The sequence below is a fragment of the Enterococcus sp. DIV0691 genome (genome assembly GCF_051711145.1).
In the GTDB taxonomy this organism is placed as follows: domain Bacteria; phylum Bacillota; class Bacilli; order Lactobacillales; family Enterococcaceae; genus Enterococcus_B; species Enterococcus_B hirae.
Window position 1 is genome coordinate 1,025,906 of sequence record NZ_JBIOLY010000001.1, and the last position, 22,154, is coordinate 1,048,059.

The following is a 22,154-nucleotide window of genomic DNA, read 5'->3' on the forward strand; positions in this document are numbered from 1 at the left end:
ACAGTAAGTTAACCATTTGGTTTTCTGGTATTGTATGAAATGGTGAGACCTAAGACAAATCCGCATTTGTCTTAGGTCTCTTTTTTTTCAGTCAGAAAACTTTTTGGTAACGAAAAACAAAATGGGGGATGGAATTTGGAAAACAAAGAACAGGCTCAGCAAGTTGTCTATAAAGAACCAATTGACTCGCTGATGCAAAAAACACAGAGCTCAATCGATGGTTTGAGTACATCACAAGCAAAAGAAAAGTTAGAAAGAGACGGATTGAATCAGTTAAAAGAAGCACCTAAGAAGCCAACGTGGAAATTGTTTTTAGAAACTTTTAAAGATGCAATGGTTATTGTCTTATTGATTGTCGCTTTGATTCAAATGGTCATGGGAGATTATATCGAATTTTTCGTTATTTTTGCCGTATTGATGTTGAACTCCGTGATTAGTGTGATCCAAACGAAGAAAGCAGAAGGTTCTTTAGAGGCATTGAAAAATCTTTCTGCACCTGATGCACGTGTGATTCGTGATGGAAAAGAAAAAACGATCCCTGCGAATGAACTGGTTGTAGGAGATATCGTTTTATTGGAAGCGGGAGATTATGTCCCTGCCGATGGTCGGTTGTTAGAAGCTGGATCATTGAAAGTGGATGAAGGGATGCTAACTGGTGAATCGACAGCATCGGAAAAAGAAGTAACTGATATTAGTCAGACAGTGCCGATTGGTGATCGTATCAACATGGTATTTAGTGGAACAATCATTACTTATGGTCGTGGGAAATTCTTAGTTACCGCTACTGGAAATAACACAGAAATCGGTGAGGTGGCAGGGTTACTTGAATCAACAACTGAACAAGTAACACCACTACAGCGTGGATTAGATAAATTTAGTAAGAAGTTAAGTTTAGCGATTTTAGCTTTATCGTTAGTTATTTTAGGTATCCAATTGTTCCGAATCTATCTTGGCGGCGGCACAGGTGATTTAACTGCTGATATCGTTAGTGCAGTAATGTTTGCAGTCGCTGTTGCGGTTGCTGCCATCCCAGAAGCATTACAATCAATCGTAACGATCGTTTTATCCTTGGGAACCAATAAAATGGCGAAACGACATGCTATTATCCGAAAATTACCAGCAGTGGAAACACTGGGTTCGACTAGTATTATTTGTACAGATAAAACTGGGACATTGACCCAAAATAAGATGACGGTAGTTGATTATTATCTAGCGAATGGTTCGACTGGAGATTTTACCGATGATCCAAAAAAATGGACAGACGATGAAAGACGGTTGATTGAAATCAGTGTATTAGCCAATGATGCTTCCATCAGTGAAGATGGTACGAAACTTGGAGATCCGACAGAGGTAGCGTTTATTGATTTTAGTGAAAAATTGAATCAACCGTATCAAGAAATCCGTAACAACTATCCAAGAAAAGCTGAATTACCATTTGATTCTGACCGAAAATTAATGTCGACTGCTCATAACATTGATCAGGGACACTATCTTTTTGTTAAAGGTGGACCAGATATCGTGTTTGCTCGCAGTAAAAAGGTCTTGCTAAATGGTGAAGTTGTACCAATGACAGAGGAATTGATGAAACAATTCAAAGAACAAAATGAAGCTTTCTCAAACAAGGCATTGCGTGTTTTAGCCTTTGCTTATCGCCCAATTGAAAGTCCAGAGTTGTCATTTGAAGATGAAAATGAATTGATTCTAGTTGGATTACTTGCCATGATCGATCCTCCAAGAGCAGAAGTCACACAAGCAGTTAAAGAAGCTCGAAGCGCTGGAATTAAAACGATTATGATCACTGGAGACCACAAAACGACCGCTGTTGCGATTGCGAAAGAAATTGGGATCTTTGCAGAAGGAGATCAAGCACTTACAGGGACAGAGTTAGATGAATTGACCGAAGATCAATTAAACGAAGTCTTGGAAAAAGTGACTGTATACGCACGTGTATCTCCTGAAAACAAGATCCGAATCGTACGTGCATGGCAAACAAAAGGACACATTTCTGCGATGACAGGCGATGGTGTTAATGATGCTCCGGCCCTGAAACAAGCGGATATCGGTATTGCCATGGGTACGGGTACGGATGTATCGAAAGATGCGGCAGCGATGGTCTTGACCGATGATAACTTTGCTTCAATCGTTAGTGCCGTAGAAGTAGGACGTAATGTTTTTGATAATATCAAAAAGGCGATTGCCTATTTATTCTCTGGAAACTTAGGTGCGATCATTGCGATTGTCTTCGCTTTAGTTGCTGATTGGTCCAATCCATTTACAGCATTACAATTATTGTTTATCAACTTAGTCAACGACTCATTACCAGCGATTGCTTTAGGAACAGAAAAAGCCGAACCAGCTACAATGAAACGTCCACCAAGAGATCCAAATTCAGGAATCTTTACCGATAAAACATTGATCTCGGTTACTTATCGAGGCGTATTAATCGGTATCGCAGTCATTTTTGCGCAATGGTTAGGGATGCAACATTCACCAGAATTTGGCGTAGCAATGTCGTTTTCTACATTGATCTGGTGTCGAACATTACAAACATTCCCTGCGCGTTCTAACACACAAACAGCGATCCAAGCAGGTTTCTTCGCAAATCGAAGCGTATTGTTAGCTGTTGTAGTATGTAGTGCATTGTATTGCTTGACGATGATCCCAGGCTTGAAAGAAGTCTTTTCAATTCCAGCAGCATTTGGTTTGACAGAAGTCTTTACGTCAATCGGGATTGCCTTAGTAACGATCATTTTAATGGAAATCACAAAACTGATCCTTGTACACGTACAAAAAGAGAAATAAAAAGGAATACCTGGGATAATTTTTTGATGTGCTATTCAAAAGTTAATAGCAGAGTATTTCACCAACAGGCTGGTATGGCTTCGGGATTCAACCGAATGTATACCAGCCAGTTTTTTGTTCGATGACAGCTTTATTCTTTACTTGATGATAGCTGTCTAATATACATAGTGAAGAACTATATCGGCAATTTAAAAATTTGGCTCTGATGAGATAGAAAGAAAGGAAAACACATGTGAATCATGTATAATGAAAGGATAGAAATTTTAAGAATAATTATTTCGATAAGCCTAAGAGCAGGTTGGTTTTGGTTATGAATTAGTCAGTGTATTATTTATTCCGAAAAGTGAAAATGCGATATAAAAATAGAGAAATAGAGGAATGAAAATGAACGAAGAAGAATGGGACGCCTTTGCAAGCGATTACTACATGAATCAAAAAGAATCAGACAAAACAATTGTCCGTGATGTCATTGAGTATCTAAAAAAAGAAGCTGCATTACCAACTGAGAAAATAGTGGATGTAGCAGGTGGCGCTGGACGCTATCTAGCGATGGCAAAAGAAGCAACTACATATGAATTGATAGATTTTTCGGATGAAATGTTGAAGTTTGCTACTGAAGAAGCAGCTAGATTGGGGAGGGAAAACATTCATCTAACGAAACAGACTTTTTCTGAATTTCTGGAAAATGGAAAAACGTATGATTTTATTTTCTCTGCTTCTAATCCGGCTTTAGACGATTCCGTAAAGTTAAGTAGAATGTTAACAAAGATGAAAAAATATTGTGTCATCCTAAGAGTTGTCTCTTCTAAAGAAGATCTGTTTACATCGTTGGAAAAAAAATTAGGAATTTTCGAAGAAGATGCTGTGACTTCACCAGTAATAATGGATCAATTGGAAACTTATTTAAAAGATGAAGAATGGTCCTATAAAAGAAAAGAATTTACGTATACGTTTAAAGAAAAAATTACGGAAGATTTTATGAGAGCTTATTATCAAGAATATCTAGAAGAAACAATTTTTAAAGAGTATATTCAAAAATATTTTGACCCAAAAGAAAAAATTGTTAGTACAACGATGTTGACCTATCGGCTACTACTAATCAAGAAGGAGTGACCCAAAATGGGCATGACTAGTTTTGTTTACTCTAAGAATATAGAGAAAAACGATTTATCTCTTAGGACGGATTGACGAGGAATGACTTTTTGAACACCGTTTATCCGTCTTTAGAGATATGATGAGAAGAGACTGAGGCATGTTTTGATTGATTGGCTCAGTCTTTTTTTGTTGTGGCTAATGGAGTAATCGAAAATTAACGTAAAAGAAAAAACACTTATATTTGCTTGTGTCTTAACAATTCACTCTAAGAAATCGGCCTAAAACTATTTTTTGACTGTTGGTTATCTTTCTAAAATAATAAACGGAGAAAAATGAGTTGTCAGATATATTGGTATTATGTTTTCTTAACTGTTTTAAATAATTTTTATTATTTTATAAAATAACAAATCATTGAAATGTTTGTTTTGGAAAATTATAGCTTGCATCTTAATTATTTCTTTAAAAAAATAGTTTAATTGAAGTGAAAGTATAATTTTTATTGTGGTTGTTGACTATTTTATTTATACTTAAATGTATACGATTGCTTTGTTTGATTAGATGGCAATTTGTATAAAATTACATAACAGGAGGTTTTTTGTTTGAAAAAGATTTTTTTGATAGGGTTATCAGTGTTATTTTTTGGTTGTTTGTTTTCTACGAATGTTCAGGCGCAAGAGGTAATTAAAAAAGAGATTTTTAGTATTCCTGAACCAACTTGGATCTTCAATGCAGGGATGAATAAAGGAAAAAATCATGATCGCCAGGATTTAGGATTTATCTTGCCAGAAAATGTTGAATTGAGGATTAGACAAACAAATAAACAATTCAAAAATAAATTAAGATTGAGATTGTTAGGTAATGCCTCAAGTATCGAAAAAAGTATCTTAGTTGATTCAGAATGGGTAAGTATAAGTGCAGATAATCCTTTAGTTCCGTTTATTGATACGCCATATGGAGAAGAAGCTGCTCAGATTGAATATGAAATCGTCACTTCTGAACGTATTAAACCATTACCAGTTTATAGTTATCATGGAGATGATACTATGTTTCTTTCAATGTGGGACAAGTTCGATGCTGAATATGCTTTGATTAAAGGACCAGATTTTCAATTACTTGTTCCTAAAAATGATAAAGAAAAAGTAAGAAACTTGAAAGATTACCGTTCCTTAGATGAATTGATCGAACACTACATCGAATTGTTTGGTTATTATAATCAAATCGCTGGTTTTGATAACTCATCTAAAGAAAATCAAAATGGAGTGAATCGCTTTTTCTTGAAAGCAGATAAAAATGGAGGTGTCGGTGCTTATTATTCTTCAGAATGGGCAGCAAATAGCTATAGCACAGTCGAGTGCTGGTTAACTGAAGACAGTTGGAAAGTGTTGCATGAAATTGCACATGGCTATCAAGCTGGCTTCGATAACATAGGGATGTATACAGGAGAAGTCTCGAATAACTTATTTGGTGTGCAGTATCAATATCTTATCTATGGAAAAGAAGCAGATGAAAAAGGTTGGCTATTTAATTATGGTAAAAAAGAAGAGGTAGAAAACGCACTATACGAAAAGCTAATCAATCAGAATGGAACTTATGCTGATGCTGATCTGCGCGAAAAATTAATTTTATTAACAATGTTAAAACAAAAAGCAAATGATGATTCGTTTACAAAGATGTATCAGGAATATCGTAAAATAGCTAATCAACCAGATTTTAATCGCAACGATTACCCATTACCTGATTTAATGAATCGTATCTATAGTGAAAATAGTCAACTAGATTTTTCAGGTGTTTTAGAGAAATGGGGATTGACGCTTGATCAAGTACAAGTTCAAAAAAATCGTGAGCATGGTTATCCGGCAGTCGCTTCTTTAGCTGATGTCGTACCAGAAAGTGAGTTGGCACGTGCGCGTGAATTAGTCGACCCATCTTATTTGATCAATTCTAATTTCGAGATGGTACAAAACAAGGAGATTGCTGCGCTAAATCTAAAAGGTGATCTTACGATTGAATTAAGTTTGAAAGATTTAAACCTATTAAAAGGTACCAAAATAACTTTAAAAGATGGAGCGAAAGAAATAGCTACTCAAGAAATCACTGGAGGAGTAGTCACTTTTAAAAACATTCCTAATGGCATCTATTGTGCAGAATTCTCTGGAAATCAAATGATGTATTTCATCCCACAGAATAGTTATGTTTACGTGAAAGAAGCAACAAATCATGCGGTTATTACGTTGGACGAAGTAAAAGATAGCCAAGTCATTGATTTTCATGGAGTGAATGACAGGAAGTTTGGCTCATTTACATTTAGAACAAACAAGAACAGTGATACTCAAGAAGCAATTGTTTCAGTTACGCATTCGAGACCTCATTATCGTTATGAGAATGAAACTTATGTAAAAGTAATGGTCAAAAGTAGTACAGGAGAACTGAAATACGAAAAAACGATCGAAGGCATAGAGTCTGTTACTGGTGAAGAAAATGTGTCATTGAAAATAGGTGATATCGTTGAAATTTATCATGCAGAACCTAAAAACCGCTTCATTTCTTCTGAAGGGATCGTTGATACTACGCAATCGACCAATCGTTGGGTAGTAACCCAATTTGGATTAGAAAACCTAGCTTTGAAAAATGATGCCAAAGAGGATCTCAAAAAAAGAATTACGTCATTAGCCACTCAACTTTGGGATAAAGAGTTAGTCAATCCGGTTCCAAGTGACCGATCACCTGAAAAAAATTGTTATGGGTGATGATTGATCAAACAACATTAAAAGAAAAATCAGAATATCAAACTTTATATTATATACTATTCAAAAAATGGTTCTAAACATTAAGAAGCATCATATAGTTTATGAAATAGGATAGAAAATCAAATAGCGACTTACAGTTATTTATTGTCACAACAATGTTGACAAAAGTAATTGCAAGCCGCTATTTTTTGTTTTACTGCTTTTTGTAGCTATATGTCAAAAGTTGCTTTTTTGCAAACATTTTTGATTACCTATTAAATCAATCAGGCAGTTGTCTTATATGGTTACTTGTAGTAACGAATATCATTTTCAACTTTATAGATTGAAAATGGTACATCGGAAGAATATTCGGCTGTTTCCCCATGTTCAGGTAATTTTTCCTTGAAGATTGTTTCATATTGATCGACTGTGACAGCTTCTCTACCTTCTAACATTTCTTGATGTAGTTCAGTCAATAGGAAATCTTGATAGCCGTCTTGTAAGTAACCTGTGAAAAATTCACTGACAGCACCCGAACCATAGCTGAATAAGCCAATTCGATCACCTGATTTTAACACTTGTGAGTTTTCTAAAAGAGAAATCAATCCTAGATAAAGAGAACCAGTATAAAGGTTACCAATTCGCCGACTATAACGAATACTTTCTTCATAGCGAGTCAATAAGCGATTTTGTGTTTCTTCATCTGTCTGATCCAAGACACTTTGTAAGGCTTTTTTCCCCATTTTTGTGTAAGGAATATGAAAACTTAGCGCATCATAGTCTTCTAAAGTAAATCCTGTTACCTCTTTATGTCGATTCCAAACTTTTTGAAAAGATTCGATATAAGTGGAGTTGGATAAAGGACCATCAACCACTGGGTATTGCGCATAATCAGGACGCCAAAAATCATAAATATCTTCGGTTAAGAAAGTACTATCGTCTTCGATAGTGATGATTCGTGGATCTTTGGTAACCATCATAGCGACAGCACCCACACCTTGTGTCACTTCTCCACCACTAGCTAGACCATAACGGGCGATGTCACTAGCGATCACTAAAACTTTTCGATCTGGGTGATTTTTTACATATTCTTTTGCCATGTGGAGAGCAGCAGTTCCACCATAACAAGCTTCTTTTACTTCAAACGAACGAGCAAAAGGTTGGACTTTCAATAAATGATGGATAATTACAGCACTCGCCTTTGAATGATCAATGCCAGATTCCGTTCCTACGATAACCATATCAATCAGCTCGCGATCTTCATTTGTAACGATCCTAGTAGCTGCATTTGCTCCTAAAGTCACGATATCTTCTGACACTCGGTTGATGGCCATTTGATCTTGGCCAATACCGATATGGTATTTAGCAGGATCATCTCCCCGACGTTCAGCTAACTCTGTCATATCTAAATATAAATTTGGAATAAAAAAGGAAAGACGATCAATCCCTACTTTCATTTCAACACCTCTTTACTCATGATAAAAAAACTTACTTTACTAAAGTATCATAAAAAGATTAAAAGAAATATAAAAAAGCGAATATTTAAGGATTTGTAAAATTTATTCCTAGATTTTTTTGAAGCTGTAGTGAGGTATTTGTTTTTAGCATAAACAATGGTATATTTTTCTAGGAGGTGACTGACTTGAAGGAAGTCGTTATTATAGATGCTGCGAGAACGCCAATTGGAAAGTATCGTGGCAGTTTAAGCAGTTTTTCTGCTGTAGAATTAGGAACAATCATTACAAAAGAACTGTTAGAAAAAACAGGTATCCATAAAGAAAACATCGATCAAGTAATATTTGGAAATGTATTACAAGCGGGGAATGGTCAGAATGTTGCCAGACAAATTTCTGTCAATAGTGGGATCCCTGTTCAGGTTCCTGCCATGACAGTCAACGAAGTATGTGGCTCAGGAATGAAGGCGGTTATTTTGGCTCGCCAATTGATTCAGTTAGGTGAAGCTGATCTAGTAGTCGCAGGAGGCACTGAAAGCATGTCACGTGCGCCACTGCTTCAGCAATATGAAGCAGAAAATGCAACTTATGAAGAGCCGATCTCAAGTATGGTCAATGATGGGCTGACAGATGCGTTCTCAAATGCACATATGGGCTTAACTGCTGAAAAAGTAGCGAACGAATTTTCCGTTACGAGAACAGAACAAGATCAATATGCGCTCAACTCACAAAAAAAAGCAGCTCAAGCTAGTGAAAACGGGGTATTTGAAGCAGAAATTATTCCCGTTACTTTACCTGATCAAAGAATCATGGATAAAGACGAAGCCATCCGAGGGAATAGTACACTGGAAAAATTAGGGACTTTGAAAACTGTTTTTTCCGAAAATGGGACTGTGACAGCAGGGAATGCTTCTCCGTTAAATGATGGAGCATCGGTATTGATTTTAGCTTCAAAAGAATATGCGATCAAACATGGGCTTCCTTATCTTGCAACAATCAAGGCTGTTTCTGAAATTGGGATTGATCCGAGCATCATGGGAATTGCACCTATCTCAGCAATCCAAACATTATTGAAAAAAGCAGAAATTTCTATTGATCAAATCGATCGTTTTGAGATCAACGAAGCATTTGCGGCTTCATCGATCGTGGTCAATCGCAACTTAAAACTAGCTGAAGAAAAAGTCAATGTAGATGGTGGTGCCATCGCACTCGGTCATCCGATTGGTGCAAGTGGTGCTCGTATTTTGACAACATTAAGTTATGGCTTGAAACGAATGAACCAACAATATGGTGTGGCTTCTTTATGTATTGGTGGAGGCTTAGGACTAGCCATGTTACTTGAAGCAAATCTAGAAACGGAACAATCAAGTGACCAAAAAAAAAAGTTTTATCAACTGACGCCTGAACAACGTCGGAGTCAGTTGGTTAGTGAAGGAATCATCAGTCAATCACAAGCTGATGAATTAAAAGTAGGAACACTCTCTGAAGAAGTAGCCAATCATTTGATTGAAAATCAAATCAGTCAAGTTGAGATTCCTCTAGGGATTGCACCTAATTTTCAAATCAATGGAATCAAAAGGCAAGTACCGATGGCGACAGAAGAACCGTCTGTAATTGCTGCAGCCAGTAACGGTGCAAAAATATGTGGAGACATTACAGCAATTACACCACAACGCCTGATGCGTGGTCAGATTGTACTATCAGGGGAACTGGATAATCGAGGCATAACTGATGCTGTCATCGCCAGACAAGATGAACTACTAGCATGTGCGAATGCAAGTTATCCCTCGATCGTGAGACGTGGTGGTGGAGTGCAGGAAATCGCAACAAGAAACTTTAAGGGCAATAATTTGGATTACTTATCGATCGATTTCTTGGTTGATGTAAAAGATGCGATGGGAGCTAATATCATCAACGCTATCTTAGAAGGTGTTGCCCAGAAAATACGTTCCTGGTTTCCTAAAGAAGAGATTTTATTTAGTATTTTAAGCAATTTCGCAACAGAATCATTAGTAACAGCTAGTTGTGAGATTCCCTTCGAGCAATTGGGAAAAACGATTGAAGCAGGAAAGAGAATTGCTGAAAAAATCCAACAAGCTTCCGAGTATGCTAAATTAGATGTTTATCGGGCAGCAACACATAATAAAGGGATCATGAATGGCATCGAAGCTGTCATTCTTGCTACTGGAAACGATACGAGAGCTTGTGCAGCTGCCGTTCATGCGTATGCTGCGAAAGATGGTGTTTACCAAGGCCTGTCAGACTGGCAAATGATTGGAGATAAGTTAGTTGGACAATTAACGGTACCTTTGGCAGTGGCAACAGTTGGAGGGGCTTCTAGGATTCTTCCAAAAGCAAAGATTGCACTAGACATGTTGAAGATTGAATCAGCAAAAGAATTAGCTCAAATCATTGCTGCCGTCGGTTTAGCACAAAATTTAGCTGCTTTGCGGGCATTAGTGACAGACGGTATCCAAAAGGGGCATATGTCGCTTCAAGCTAGAGCCTTAGCGATCACAGTCGGGGCACAAGGAACTGAAATTGAACAAGTCGCTGAATTTCTAAGAAAAGCCGAAGGAATGAATCAGGACGTAGCTAGAAAATTTTTGATGCAATTACGTAAAAAATAAGTATTTATAAAAAAGAGAGACTGATTGGGATAACAGCAGAATGGATAAAAAGCTACTATTGTTTATTTATATGTTTATTCATATTATTCCTAGTCAAAAGCTCTCTTTTTTTGCTAATTGCCGGTAAAATTAAGGAAAAGGTTAAATATGACTAAATTTTTGCGAACTTTCTACGGGATGCTATTGTGAAATTGTTCGTTAAAGGATATACTTTTTTCAAATTTAATACTTGTTAGGCGAGGCTCCTAAACAAACATAGGCTATTGCGCAGAAACGTCGAAAGACGCCAATGTGTAAAACAGGAATTGTCGAATTAAGGCTCTTCATAAGATAGCTAAGAGAAATCTTTACGTTGTTTAGTGTCAAAACTCACACGATGAGATAGTTGTTGATGTACGCAACTTTAACAAATAAGCCGAAACTTCTAAAAATCTTTGCTGATTTTTGTGAATTTTCGGCTTATTTTTTGGAGTTGGATATTTACACCACTTACTTGAAAATAAATCACAGCACATTTTGATCACGCTACTTTTATTTTTCCTCATGTGAAAGTGACTCCTTTTGCCTAATAGAAAGGATGGCAAAATGGATACTAGTTGATAACGGATGTTTTGATAAGAAGATTAGAGAAATTCTGGTTACGAAAACTTTCGTTTAAGAGGTGTTGTGTGTGAAATCAAAATCATTTGAGTTTAATTATGCGTTATTTTTGCCGATTTTTCTCTTTTATTTATTAAGTATCGGTGTGCAATATGGAGCAGCAGTCTACGACCAAGTGCCTTATAAAACTATTGTTTTAAAACAAGTGATCTTTTGCATTGCTTCATTAGGACTTTTGTTACTGACACAAAAAATCAAGACAGCGTTATTGTTACGATTGTCTCCTTATTTTTATGCCATTTCATTAGCAATTATGAGTTTGCTCTACAAATTTTATGATCCGGTGATGTACCAATTAACCGATACGAAACGTTGGCTGAGGATTGGTAGTTTTACTTTTCAACCTTCTGAATTGGTTAAATTGACTTTTGCATTAGTTCTCGTTTATTTCACCTTGCTTTATGAAAAGAAAGTCAGTGAACGTACCGTGAAAACGGATCTGATCTATGTCTTTCAAGTTCTGTTGATCAGTTTACCAACTTTCTTGTTGATGTATATGCAAAAAGATTTTGGGACAAGTTTGGTATTTATTATTTGTTTGGGGGCTCTGTTCATGATTGCAGGGGTCCATTGGAAGATCTTGGCCGTATGTGCTAGTTTTTTATTTATTATTGGGGTCATATTGATTTGTCTAGTTTTTACGAAATACGGTAATGAGATCCTTTATAGTCTGAACTTTAAGACGTATCAATTAGACCGGGTGAGAGCTTGGATCGATCCTTTTGCTTACAGTCAATCGATCGGATACCAACAATCACAAAGCTTATTGTCTGTTAGTGCAGGTGGATTTAGTGGACGACCAGCTGAAATACCACCAATCTATGTACCAGTACGTGAATCAGATATGGTATTTACTGTAATTGCCGAAACGTTTGGTTTTTTAGGTAGCGTGACCGTCGTTTTTCTATATTTCTATCTTTTCTACCAAGTTATTTACACTGCGATACAGACAAACAATAAAGGAAATCTATATCTAGCGGTAGTACTCGTATTTGGACTATTATTTCAAATCGTAGAAAATATCGGCGCTTCGATTGGTTTACTGCCTTTAACAGGAATTCCTTTGCCTTTTCTAAGTCAAGGAGGAACCTCTTTGTTGATCATGGGAGGCGGATTAGGTATGATTTTAGGTTTTAAAAAAGTAGAATAAGTCATTTGTTTAGTCAGATGAAGTTAGAAAGTAAGTGAAAGTTTTATGAGTGATTATCAACAAAAAGCACTGAAATTATCAATCGTTCCATTATGTCTTTTGATTGGATTGATTTTATGCGTAAAAATCAATCCTCCATGGTTCGAAACACTAGATTTAGCGGTTTATACAAAGATCGATTTACCTAATTTTCCACAACTAACAGCGATTGTTCGTTTGTTTGCTAAGTTAGCAACGATTGGTCCGACCTTATGTTTCGCCTTTCTTTTTGCTTTTTATATTTGGAAAAAGAATTACCATTTGTTAGCGATTTGGAATATCTGTAATATCTTTGCGGTTAGTTTTTTTGGGTATATTCTAAAAAAGCTCATTGCACGAATCAGACCTGCCGTTTCACAATTGGAAATACGTACGAGTTACTCGTTTCCTAGTGGACATTCTTTATTATCCTTTGCGCTTTTCCTAACAATTATCTTATCGTTAAGTATTATTTGGAGTCGTCAGGATACCAGAAGAGTTGCTTGGTATCTTATCAGCTATCCATTGCTGATTGCAGCAACTCGATTATATCTAAGAGTCCATTATCCAAGTGATATTTTAGCTGGATTTTCGTTAAGTGCAGTAGTAGTTTTATTGTCTTATGTTGTTTGTTTCTCTTTTATCTCCACAGATTCAATATTGAAAACAAGGCAATTAGAGAAGAAAAAAACGCTTTTTTCTAAAAAGCAAAAAGTAGTTTTAGGTCTTTTAGTCCTTTTACTAGCAGTAATTATTTCTGGTGTCGCTTATGAACTGAATGTCTTTTATCATGCACATGGGTAAGCTGGAAAAACATAACCAATAAACTAAGGGGAAGAGACCGCTTGTTTTTTTGGTTCTATCTTTTTTAAGATTGGTGAAGATTATTGACAACTTTTGGTGATTAAAAGTAATAGAAAAAATATTTTACTATAAAAAAATGAGCAGAGGGCAATTGCCTTTCTGCTCATTTAACATTTTATGATTTCTCATTACCGGCATCATTTGACAAAAAGCCGTTTTTTGATGCGGTGGATAGATTTGTGAAACTGGTTATCTTTCTGAAATAGCTGTTGCAGCAAACTGTTCGATCAATGGGATCAATGTCAGTTTCACTTTGTATTTGCGTTCTAACGCTTTTTCAATTGTAAATTGGTTTTCTGCTGTCATTGAAATTTCAGCTAATTTACGTGGTTCATCTGAGGTTTTCTCATAGATGACTGCTGCATCAGCTTCTTTTTCTACATAAAATTTTGGATATTCCGCTACTGCGCTTGAAAAATCAGCGAAATTCAAAGCGGCAGTTTCAGTTGAGCGTTGTTTTTCAGTTGTTTCCGCTTTTGATACTTCAGCTGTTTTAGGTGATTCCACAGGTTTTGAGTCAGCAACTTTTGTTTCAGCAACAGGTGTAGAAACCTCTTGAGCAGTTGGTTCATCATTTTTAAGACGTTGATCATTCCAATAAGAAACGATTTCAATCAATAAGTTGTCACGGAAGCGTTCAAAAATGTCTTTTTCTCCTGAACGGATTCGTTTTAAGACAGTTGTGAAATTATCATCAATCGGTACATTGATGCGAGTATCTTCATTTGTTTTTCCTGCAAGTCCAATCGTTAAGATGTGGCGGTCTTTCGGATCAAGCATGACTTGTAAAGGTAAGCCGTAACGACGTAGACTTTCATCCTCTAAAGAATGAAATAATTGACTTCTGATTCCATCTAAAGAAGGACGGAATTGATTGAGTAATTTTTGTTTTTGTTTTTTCTTCATATGTTCTCTCCTTCGCTCATACCCTTTCGATTATAAGAAAAAAAAGATGAAATGAAAAGGATTATACGAAAAAAACTTAGATATGTATGTATTATACGCAATTTTTTAGGAAAATATTTGTTTTTATCAGAAATGTTTCCTCTTTTTAGGTGTATATCAAAAGATAAGCCGATACGACACCGGCAAGAAAAACTCAGTGTGTATCGGCTTATCATGATCATTGAAGTCAGCTACGTTGTTTTGGAACAAGGAATCAAAGCAAAGACAGACAGTTCAGGTGAATAGATCACTTCATGTCCTTGCCAAGTCGTAACCATTAGCGAATGATCGAAACGGTTGGTTAGCTCTTGAATTTTTTGATCATGGGACCAGTTACGTGCTGGGAAGTGTTGGATCTTGTCTGGTCCGATCAAAAAGATAAAATCAGGATGAAAAGTACGAGTGATTTCTTCTGAGAGCCTTTCTAAACGTTCAATCGGAGTCATTGTTATCAAACATCCTTAAATTAAAATTGGGTAGTATCTGGATCTTTTGCTTTACCAACTACGCCATCTAATTGATCGATTTGTTGCATTTCTTCTTCTGACAGTTCAAAATCAAAAAGTTCAGTATTTTCTTTGATCCGACTAGGAGTTACGGATTTTGGCAGAGGCAAGAAACCATGTTGTAAAGACCAGCGTAAAGCAACCTGAGCAATACTCTTTTGATGGGCTTTGGCAATTTCCTGCATCTCTGGTACATCGAAAATTTTCCCTGTGCCAAGTGGGCTGTAAGCTTCCAGGATCATTTCGTGTTTTTTTGCATAGTCAACGACTGCTGGTTGTAATTCACCAGGAGCTAAGAAAATTTGGTTGACCATTGGCATGATCTTGGCTGTTTTTTGTAACGCATCTAGATGATGGGGCAAGAAGTTGCTGACGCCAATGGCTTTGATTTTTCCAGCTTCATACAGCTCTTCAAAAGCTCGCCAAGTTTGGGCGTTTGCTTCTTCCCAATTGTCACGGAAAGCCACAGGATTAGGCCAGTGGATCAAGAAAAGATCAATATAATCTGTTTGTAATTTTTGTAGTGATTCTTCAAACGAAGACATCACTAAGTCATAACTGTGATTGGCATTCCAAAGTTTTGTTGTTAGAAAAATCTCTTCTCTGGGAATCCCACTTTCTTTGATCGCTTGACCGACGCTTTCCTCGTTTTTGTAACCTTGTGCTGTATCAATGTGGCGATAACCTGCAGCCAGCGCTTCTTTGACTGAAGAAACTGCGACATCGCCATCCGGTGTTTGCCAAGTACCAAAACCAACAATCGGAATTTCATAACCATTTGATAAACGATACGTATTTGTTAATGAATCCATATTCTCAACTCCTTAATTTTTAGTTCACTTTTAAGTGTAGCGCATTTTCTCAAAAAAGGAATCCATTTTGTTTAGGAGACAATTATTTTTTTCAAAAAAAGGAAAATAATGATTTTCGTTCTGGTATTTTGTATTGATTTTCCGTAAACTAAACCAGAAGGGAATGAGAACATGGATATTTATTTAAAAAAAGCAATTATGCATATTATTGATCGTGAAACGGTATCACCCGTATTTTCTCAACAAGAATTGGATCTGACTAAAGAGTTTATTCGAGATTTTTTACAAAAGAAAATCCAAAAAATTTCTTCTGCACAAACGAAAACAGGACAGCTGTCACCTGAAAGTATGATGGCGAAACAAGTCCAGGACTGTCAAGAAAACTTTGTAGCAGCAAGTGAAGGGATCGTTCAACGCTGGTTCGAGATCTATCAAGAAAGCGAAGAAGCACCAAGCGCTGATGTCTTTGTTGTTTTGTATGAAGTAGATACGGTGATGTATGTGGCTTTGTTAAAAGTCAATTACCGAGAATCCTATACACATTTTGTAGAGGCAGACGAAACAGGAATCGCCAATCAATTGATTTTGAATCGAGCGATATTGGGGGCAAAATCCCAAAAGGCAGATGAAGCGTTTGCGGTGGCGTTAACTGATTTAACCTATGAATTGATTGAAAAAAAATATGAGTTTTCTGGAAAAAAAGAACTCTATTTTTCGGGGAGAGTCATCGAAAGTGTTCCTGCGCCTTCATTAGAAGAGAATGTCAAAGTGATCCAAAAAGTAGCTAAAAGTTTAGGGAAAAAATTTGAAACTGAAGAATTTGATCTAGTGGCTGATTTAAAAGAGGCTGTTTATGATACGATCGAGGAAAAGGGCAGACTAGACCATGAAATGATTGCGGAAAAAGTCTTCAAAGAAAATATCACAGCGAAATTAGCTTTTCAAGAAGAAGTCCAAGAACAGGGATTTGTTGCTGAAGCTTTGCCAGTCAGAGAAGTCCAAGAAATTTCTGAGAAAAAATTTGGTAAACAAAAATTCAAGTTATCCAATGGAATCGAATTGATCGTCCCTGTAGACGTCTACCGAAATCCAGATTTGATCGAATTTGTTAATAACCCAGATGGAACAATCTCAGTGATGATCAAAAATGTAGACGAAGTATTAAATCGTTTATAATTATTAAAAGAATGCTTATTCAGAGAATACAATAAAATGTAGCAGACAAGAAAAGAGCCAAGAGAAACTATAGTGAACGTTAAAAGTTGGATAAAAAAGTTAACTTTTTTCGGTCAGTATAAAGTTTTCCTTGGTTTTTTTGCAGGTGTAAACTATATAAGTAGTGCATATCTTTAGATGTTTCAGAATGACAGCTTTCTTTTTACCAGATAACACCATTTCTTTTGTTAACTGATCACTAAGAGCAAAAGCCAAAATAATCACATCATTCTTTATCAAATAAAGAGAAAATGGTATAAAGGATAGGAAGAGATAACGAAAATATAAAGGAGTGTTACAAAATGAAAGTTGAACATATTGCTATTTGGGTTAATGATTTGGAAAAAATGAGAGCGTTTTATGAGAACTATTTTACTGCAGAAAGTTCAGAGAAATACACGAATCCTAAAACCCGGTTTCAATCTTACTTCCTGAATTTTACCTCAGGAAGTCGGATTGAATTGATTACAAAGCCTTTTTTATCAGATCGTGCAGTCGATACTTTTGGTTATGCTCATTTAGCAATTTCAGTGGGAACAAAAACAGAGGTGGATTCATTTGCTGAAACATTTGTAAAAGATGGCTTTCCACTGATCAGTGGACCAAGAACTACGGGCGACGGTTATTATGAAGCAGTTATCCAAGATCCTGAAGGAAATCTGATTGAGTTAACGACAGATTGAGACGGATTACATCATACAAAAATATAGCAAAGGATAGGAAGCACATGGAATTCAGCGAAGAGAAAAAAATTGACCTTGATGCATTGTTCGCGCTCTATACAGCTGTAGGATGGTCAGCCTATACGAAGGACATCCAACAATTAGCTCTGGGAATCCAACAATCTCTCGAAGTAATAACGGTATGGCACGAACAACAATTGATTGGATTGATCCGTAGTGTCGGAGATGGCGAAACGATTCTTTATATTCAAGATTTGCTTGTTCATCCTGCTTATCAAAACAAGGGAATCGGGACACAATTAATCGAAAAAATGGTACAAGCTTATCCAAAAGTCAGACAAAAAGTTTTATTGACAGAAAATGAACAACGAACCCGTCGATTTTATGAAAAATGCCAATTTCAGTCGGTAGCGACACAAGAAATGATTTGTTTTTATCGCGAATATTGATAGTTAAGAAAGAGCCCATTGTAGTGAAAACAAGGAGATAGTCACAACAATTACGCATGGTTGGCTGATGAAAAATTAGTCATTAATCAGCATAAGTGTTCTTGGTTGACTTTGACCAAGTTTGACGTATAATACAAATTGTTCGATACTTACAAAAAGTAAGGCGGACAGATTCTTTTTGGATTTTTCCAAAGAAGTCTATAATGGACAACAGATGAGAGCAAAACTTTAAAGCTCTAAATTAATTAGGAGGTTTGTTAATTATGGCAAAAGAACATTATGATAGAAGTAAACCACACGTAAATATTGGAACCATTGGACACGTCGACCATGGGAAAACTACTTTAACTGCTGCGATCACTACAGTACTAGGTAAAAAAGGCTTAGCAAATCCTCAAGACTATGCTAGTATCGACGCAGCGCCAGAAGAACGTGAACGTGGAATCACGATCAATACTGCTCATGTGGAATACGAAACAGACAAACGCCACTATGCACATATCGATGCACCAGGGCATGCGGATTACGTGAAAAACATGATCACGGGGGCAGCTCAAATGGACGGAGCAATCTTGGTTGTTTCTGCTACGGATGGCCCAATGCCTCAAACTCGTGAACACATTTTACTTTCTCGCCAAGTAGGCGTGAAATATTTGATTGTTTTCTTGAACAAAACAGATTTAGTCGATGATGAAGAATTAATTGATCTAGTAGAAATGGAAGTTCGTGAACTATTAAGCGAATATGGATTTCCAGGTGATGATACACCTGTAATCAAAGGATCAGCATTAAAAGCATTACAAGGTGATCCTGATGCAGAAGCAGCTATCATGGAATTGATGGACACAGTCGATGAATACATCCCAACACCAGAACGTGATACGGACAAACCATTATTGTTACCCGTCGAAGATGTATTTTCAATTACTGGACGTGGAACAGTAGCATCTGGTCGGATTGACCGTGGGGCTGTTCGAGTCGGTGATGAAATCGAAATCGTAGGGATCAAACCAGAAACGCAAAAAGCCGTAGTAACAGGAGTTGAAATGTTCCGCAAAACGCTTGATTACGGTGAAGCAGGGGATAACGTAGGTGTGTTATTACGTGGGATTCAAAGAGAAGACATCGAACGTGGCCAAGTGATTGCCAAACCTGGTTCAATTACACCTCATACTAAATTCAAAGCAGAAGTTTATGTTTTGACTAAAGAAGAAGGCGGACGTCATACACCATTCTTCAATAATTATCGACCACAATTTTATTTCCGCACAACTGACGTAACAGGAACAATTGTTTTGCCAGAAGGAACGGAAATGGTCATGCCTGGCGACAACGTAACGATCGATGTAGAATTGATTCATCCTGTTGCTATTGAAAACGGGACGACTTTCTCCATTCGTGAAGGTGGTCGTACAGTAGGTTCAGGTATCGTAACAGAAATCGAAGCCTAAGAACAAAGGATAGATAAATAAAAAAGACGCACGATTCAACAAGTCAGATGACTTTTAGAATCATGCGTCTTTTTTTCTTCCATCATTAGATATAAGTTGCCATATTCAGCGTTTTTGTAACCATTTCTTTAAACCTACTAATCGCTTTTTATGGTCAACTGGTGCATTATCAATGATCAATAATGCGATCATGACATAGGCAATCCAACTGTCACGTGAATAGGAAGTATAGCGGGAAGTCCAATGAGTCGCATATTTATCTTTATACTCACGCAAGCCGTGGAAAGAGTAAAAATGTGAACCAAATTCATAAACTAAGTAAGCGATTCGTTCTTGAATAAAACTTTTTCTTGAGGTTCCAACGTTGGATAATGGCGCCATCCCCAAGTTGAAAAACTCAATCTGTTCCTCTTTCATATACTCAAATAAATGAAGGAAAAGATAATCCATACTTCCAGCTGGTGCTTTCTCAGGATCATAACGCATCAAATCAATCGTGCCGATTTTGTTATCTGTGTAGGTTGGCATGATCGAAGCAAATGCTACTAAGTCTTGTTGTGGGTCTTTTAAAACAGCGATCGGTGCCCGCTGTAGATAATCTTCTGAGAAGAACCCCAGTGAAAAACCTTTTTCTTTTCGGCTTCCTAACCATTGATCAGAAATTTGTTTGAGTTCAGTCATCTGTGTCGCAGAAAAAGGTGGCTGAATAATCTCAAAAGTAAAACCTTCTCGGTCAATCCGATTCAAGATCGCACGTGACCCTTTCATTTTCTTTCCAGAAGTAGTGAAATTGGCTAATTCAACATGTGCTTCTTCGCCCATTTTGATGAAATCATAGCCAAATTCATGTAAAATCATCACGATTTCTTCACTCGTTTCATAAAAGACGGGGAGGTAACACAAACGATCAGTTTCTTCAATAAACGCTTCGATAGCAGCAGGAAAATCTTCTTTTTTACCCGAAGGATCGCCCATCACGATACATTTATTATTGTAACAAGCAAACTGTAATAAAACCGTTCCAACTTGGCCTTTTTCGTAAATAAACATGCGCTTGTCTTTTAAGAAAATCAATTGACTGTCAGAATTTCCGCCAAAGGTATGGAGGATATTTAACGCTTTTTCTTCATCCAACGGTTCGCCGACTTGCTGTTTCTTTCCTTGTAGGAAGTGGACGAAAAGAATGATGATAAAGCTTACTGCAATAATAGCAAATAATCCAGATAACCAAATCTTTTCTGACGGGAACAAAAAGAACGAAATAAAATGATGCTTACGATGAGGAAATGTTGGCAGATTATAAACACCAATAATGATGTAAAGCAACGCTAAAGCACCAATAATCACACCATCAATCGTCAACCATTCCCATGAATAAATGATTTGTTCTCTAAATAATTCATTTTTCGAAGCAATTACGATCAACAACAGTAACAATAGGAAAATAGCTGCAGTAAAGCTAAAGTCAATAATCGTCACATAAGATGCTGCTAAAAAGATCAGTGCAATAGTTGGCCAATAGGCTCTTTTGACTCTTGCAGCAATCCCACGCCCCATGATGACAAAGAGAAATCCTAACAACATACTTGGGAATTGAATAATAAAATGCAACCTTAACGGATTGATACTATGCAGCCAACGAAACTCGGTAAAAGCTTGTGGGATCGTTGCTGAAAGAACCATCATGATACCAGAAAAATATAAAAGGACGACGACGGCTTTATGAGCAATCTCTGTTGCCAGCTGCTTAGGAATACCAGAATAACGTTGATCAAAGGTTGAGCCAATATTCTTAAAGAAAAAGACGATCCCGATCAAAAAAGGAATAATGTAATAAAAAATTCGGTACAGTAAGATCCAAACGACTACAGTTGCCTTTGGCACACCTATGGCAGAAAGACCGATAATCATCATGATATCAAAACTACCGATTTCACCAGGAATCATCGAGACGATTCCGATAACTGAAGCTGCGATAAAGAGCGGTATCGTTTGCCACAAATCGACTTTGATATCCATAAGTGCCCCGACTGCTAGAAAGGTGAACAAGACACCAGACCACTCTAAGATCGAGACAAGCAGCAATTGTCCTTGTGTTTTTAATGAGAGTCCTCCGAGGTAGCCCTCTTTTTTTAAGGTAGTGACCACAAAAACAAGTGGGAAGTATAACCCACCACCGATCAACCAAATCCAATACTGCTTAATAAAAGGCGCAACCGGTGCAAAAAAGACCATAAAAAAAGAAATCAAACTATAAATAGACAGTCCAGCCATTAGAAATAAAAAGATCTTCGACAAAGCTTGCATCAACTGCTTACTGTCTTTTTTATGACCGTATAATTCGGAGCGTAATCCGATGCTGACAAAGCCGCCAAAACCGGCAACATTGTTGATGGTATTGATCAACCAACTTGTTTCAAATAAATAACTCTTTTTTAATTTTTGTCCCAACAAGCGGTTAAGGATGATGTCATACCCAATCATCGGTGCAACAGATAGTAATCCAACAATGAGCATCAACCCCGTCTTCCAAAGTGGGATTGTTGCAAATGTTTCGGCTAATTGAGCGATCGATAGTGTTTTGCCAATATTGATCAATTCACTAACGATAATGACAACCACAGAAATTAAAAAGATTGTTTTAAAGAGACCTAAATGGTTTTTGAACCATTGTAAGGCTTGTTTTAACAAAAA

General features: G+C 36.8%; 15 protein-coding genes and 1 riboswitch. Of the genes, 10 read left to right on the forward strand and 5 right to left on the reverse strand.

What is annotated here, in order from left to right; all coding sequences use genetic code 11:
• The first annotated feature begins 135 nt into the window (after positions 1-135).
• The 3 genes from IGJ11_RS04640 (at position 136) to IGJ11_RS04650 (ending at position 6,644) form a co-directional block, all read left to right on the forward strand.
• Positions 136-2,802: a cation-translocating P-type ATPase gene (locus IGJ11_RS04640; protein WP_207432465.1), complete on the forward strand. Its 2,667-nt coding sequence runs from the start codon at positions 136-138 to the stop codon at positions 2,800-2,802.
• A 384-nt stretch (positions 2,803-3,186) separates the two neighbouring features.
• On the forward strand, positions 3,187-3,915 hold the full coding sequence (locus IGJ11_RS04645) for a class I SAM-dependent methyltransferase (RefSeq protein WP_207432463.1): 729 nt from the start codon (positions 3,187-3,189) through the stop codon (positions 3,913-3,915).
• A 581-nt stretch (positions 3,916-4,496) separates the two neighbouring features.
• The gene (locus IGJ11_RS04650) at positions 4,497-6,644 is read left to right on the forward strand and encodes a putative mucin/carbohydrate-binding domain-containing protein (protein WP_242697167.1); all 2,148 of its coding nucleotides are present in this window, start codon (positions 4,497-4,499) and stop codon (positions 6,642-6,644) included.
• Between the two features lie 284 nt (positions 6,645-6,928).
• Here the strand turns inward: IGJ11_RS04650 and IGJ11_RS04655 are convergent, their stop codons facing one another.
• The gene (locus IGJ11_RS04655) at positions 6,929-8,080 is read right to left on the reverse strand and encodes a hydroxymethylglutaryl-CoA synthase (protein WP_010719603.1); all 1,152 of its coding nucleotides are present in this window, start codon (positions 8,078-8,080) and stop codon (positions 6,929-6,931) included.
• A gap of 185 nt (positions 8,081-8,265) precedes the next feature.
• Here IGJ11_RS04655 and IGJ11_RS04660 point away from each other — a divergent pair, with 185 nt between their 5' ends.
• From IGJ11_RS04660 to IGJ11_RS04670, 3 genes are all read left to right on the forward strand, one after another.
• On the forward strand, positions 8,266-10,707 hold the full coding sequence (locus IGJ11_RS04660; RefSeq protein ID WP_178286457.1) for a hydroxymethylglutaryl-CoA reductase, degradative: 2,442 nt from the start codon (positions 8,266-8,268) through the stop codon (positions 10,705-10,707).
• A 221-nt stretch (positions 10,708-10,928) separates the two neighbouring features.
• A riboswitch (M-box (ykoK) riboswitch) is annotated at positions 10,929-11,096 on the forward strand.
• A gap of 281 nt (positions 11,097-11,377) precedes the next feature.
• Positions 11,378-12,517, forward strand: coding sequence for an FtsW/RodA/SpoVE family cell cycle protein (locus tag IGJ11_RS04665; protein WP_010719601.1), 1,140 nt, complete (start codon positions 11,378-11,380; stop codon positions 12,515-12,517).
• 45 nt (positions 12,518-12,562) lie between these two features.
• On the forward strand, positions 12,563-13,339 hold the full coding sequence (locus IGJ11_RS04670) for a phosphatase PAP2 family protein (RefSeq protein WP_034700241.1): 777 nt from the start codon (positions 12,563-12,565) through the stop codon (positions 13,337-13,339).
• Between the two features lie 249 nt (positions 13,340-13,588).
• On the opposite strand, the gene IGJ11_RS04675 is transcribed toward IGJ11_RS04670, so the two are convergent.
• The 3 genes from IGJ11_RS04675 to IGJ11_RS04685 form a co-directional block, all read right to left on the reverse strand.
• Positions 13,589-14,305 carry a hypothetical protein gene (locus IGJ11_RS04675; RefSeq protein WP_034867500.1) on the reverse strand — a complete coding sequence of 239 codons (717 nt, stop codon included), beginning with the start codon at positions 14,303-14,305 and terminating at the stop codon, positions 13,589-13,591.
• 230 nt (positions 14,306-14,535) lie between these two features.
• Positions 14,536-14,790: a hypothetical protein gene (locus IGJ11_RS04680; protein WP_010719598.1), complete on the reverse strand. Its 255-nt coding sequence runs from the start codon at positions 14,788-14,790 to the stop codon at positions 14,536-14,538.
• Positions 14,791-14,810: 20 nt separating this feature from the next.
• Positions 14,811-15,662, reverse strand: coding sequence for an aldo/keto reductase (locus IGJ11_RS04685; protein ID WP_096709251.1), 852 nt, complete (start codon positions 15,660-15,662; stop codon positions 14,811-14,813).
• A gap of 171 nt (positions 15,663-15,833) precedes the next feature.
• Here IGJ11_RS04685 and IGJ11_RS04690 point away from each other — a divergent pair, with 171 nt between their 5' ends.
• The 4 genes from IGJ11_RS04690 to tuf all read left to right on the forward strand — a co-directional run bounded on the left by IGJ11_RS04690 (position 15,834) and on the right by tuf (position 19,460).
• Complete coding sequence (locus IGJ11_RS04690; protein WP_207432459.1) at positions 15,834-16,838, forward strand: nucleoid-associated protein; 1,005 nt, start codon at positions 15,834-15,836, stop codon at positions 16,836-16,838.
• A gap of 341 nt (positions 16,839-17,179) precedes the next feature.
• Positions 17,180-17,560 (forward strand): VOC family protein, encoded by a 381-nt coding sequence (locus IGJ11_RS04695; protein WP_207414565.1) that lies wholly within the window; start codon positions 17,180-17,182, stop codon positions 17,558-17,560.
• Between the two features lie 44 nt (positions 17,561-17,604).
• Complete coding sequence (locus tag IGJ11_RS04700) at positions 17,605-18,009, forward strand: GNAT family N-acetyltransferase (RefSeq protein ID WP_010737338.1); 405 nt, start codon at positions 17,605-17,607, stop codon at positions 18,007-18,009.
• Between the two features lie 263 nt (positions 18,010-18,272).
• Positions 18,273-19,460, forward strand: a complete 1,188-nt coding sequence (gene tuf, locus IGJ11_RS04705) for an elongation factor Tu (protein WP_010719593.1) — start codon at positions 18,273-18,275, stop codon at positions 19,458-19,460.
• Positions 19,461-19,565: 105 nt separating this feature from the next.
• Here tuf and mprF read toward each other — a convergent pair whose 3' ends face one another.
• On the reverse strand, positions 19,566-22,151 hold the full coding sequence (gene mprF, locus IGJ11_RS04710; protein WP_207432457.1) for a bifunctional lysylphosphatidylglycerol flippase/synthetase MprF: 2,586 nt from the start codon (positions 22,149-22,151) through the stop codon (positions 19,566-19,568).
• Between the last annotated feature and the right edge of the window lie 3 nt (positions 22,152-22,154).

Bases quoted from the DNA above. Each gene is read 5' to 3' on its own strand.
- IGJ11_RS04645 (WP_207432463.1), top strand. From the start codon at position 3,187: ATGAACGAAGAAGAATGGGACGCCTTTGCAAGCGATTACTACATGAAT.
- IGJ11_RS04655 (WP_010719603.1), bottom strand. From the start codon at position 8,080: ATGAAAGTAGGGATTGATCGTCTTTCCTTTTTTATTCCAAATTTATAT.
- IGJ11_RS04670 (WP_034700241.1), top strand. From the start codon at position 12,563: ATGAGTGATTATCAACAAAAAGCACTGAAATTATCAATCGTTCCATTA.
- IGJ11_RS04675 (WP_034867500.1), bottom strand. From the start codon at position 14,305: ATGAAGAAAAAACAAAAACAAAAATTACTCAATCAATTCCGTCCTTCT.
- IGJ11_RS04680 (WP_010719598.1), bottom strand. From the start codon at position 14,790: ATGACTCCGATTGAACGTTTAGAAAGGCTCTCAGAAGAAATCACTCGT.
- IGJ11_RS04685 (WP_096709251.1), bottom strand. From the start codon at position 15,662: ATGGATTCATTAACAAATACGTATCGTTTATCAAATGGTTATGAAATT.
- IGJ11_RS04690 (WP_207432459.1), top strand. From the start codon at position 15,834: ATGGATATTTATTTAAAAAAAGCAATTATGCATATTATTGATCGTGAA.
- IGJ11_RS04695 (WP_207414565.1), top strand. From the start codon at position 17,180: ATGAAAGTTGAACATATTGCTATTTGGGTTAATGATTTGGAAAAAATG.
- IGJ11_RS04700 (WP_010737338.1), top strand. From the start codon at position 17,605: ATGGAATTCAGCGAAGAGAAAAAAATTGACCTTGATGCATTGTTCGCG.
- tuf (WP_010719593.1), top strand. From the start codon at position 18,273: ATGGCAAAAGAACATTATGATAGAAGTAAACCACACGTAAATATTGGA.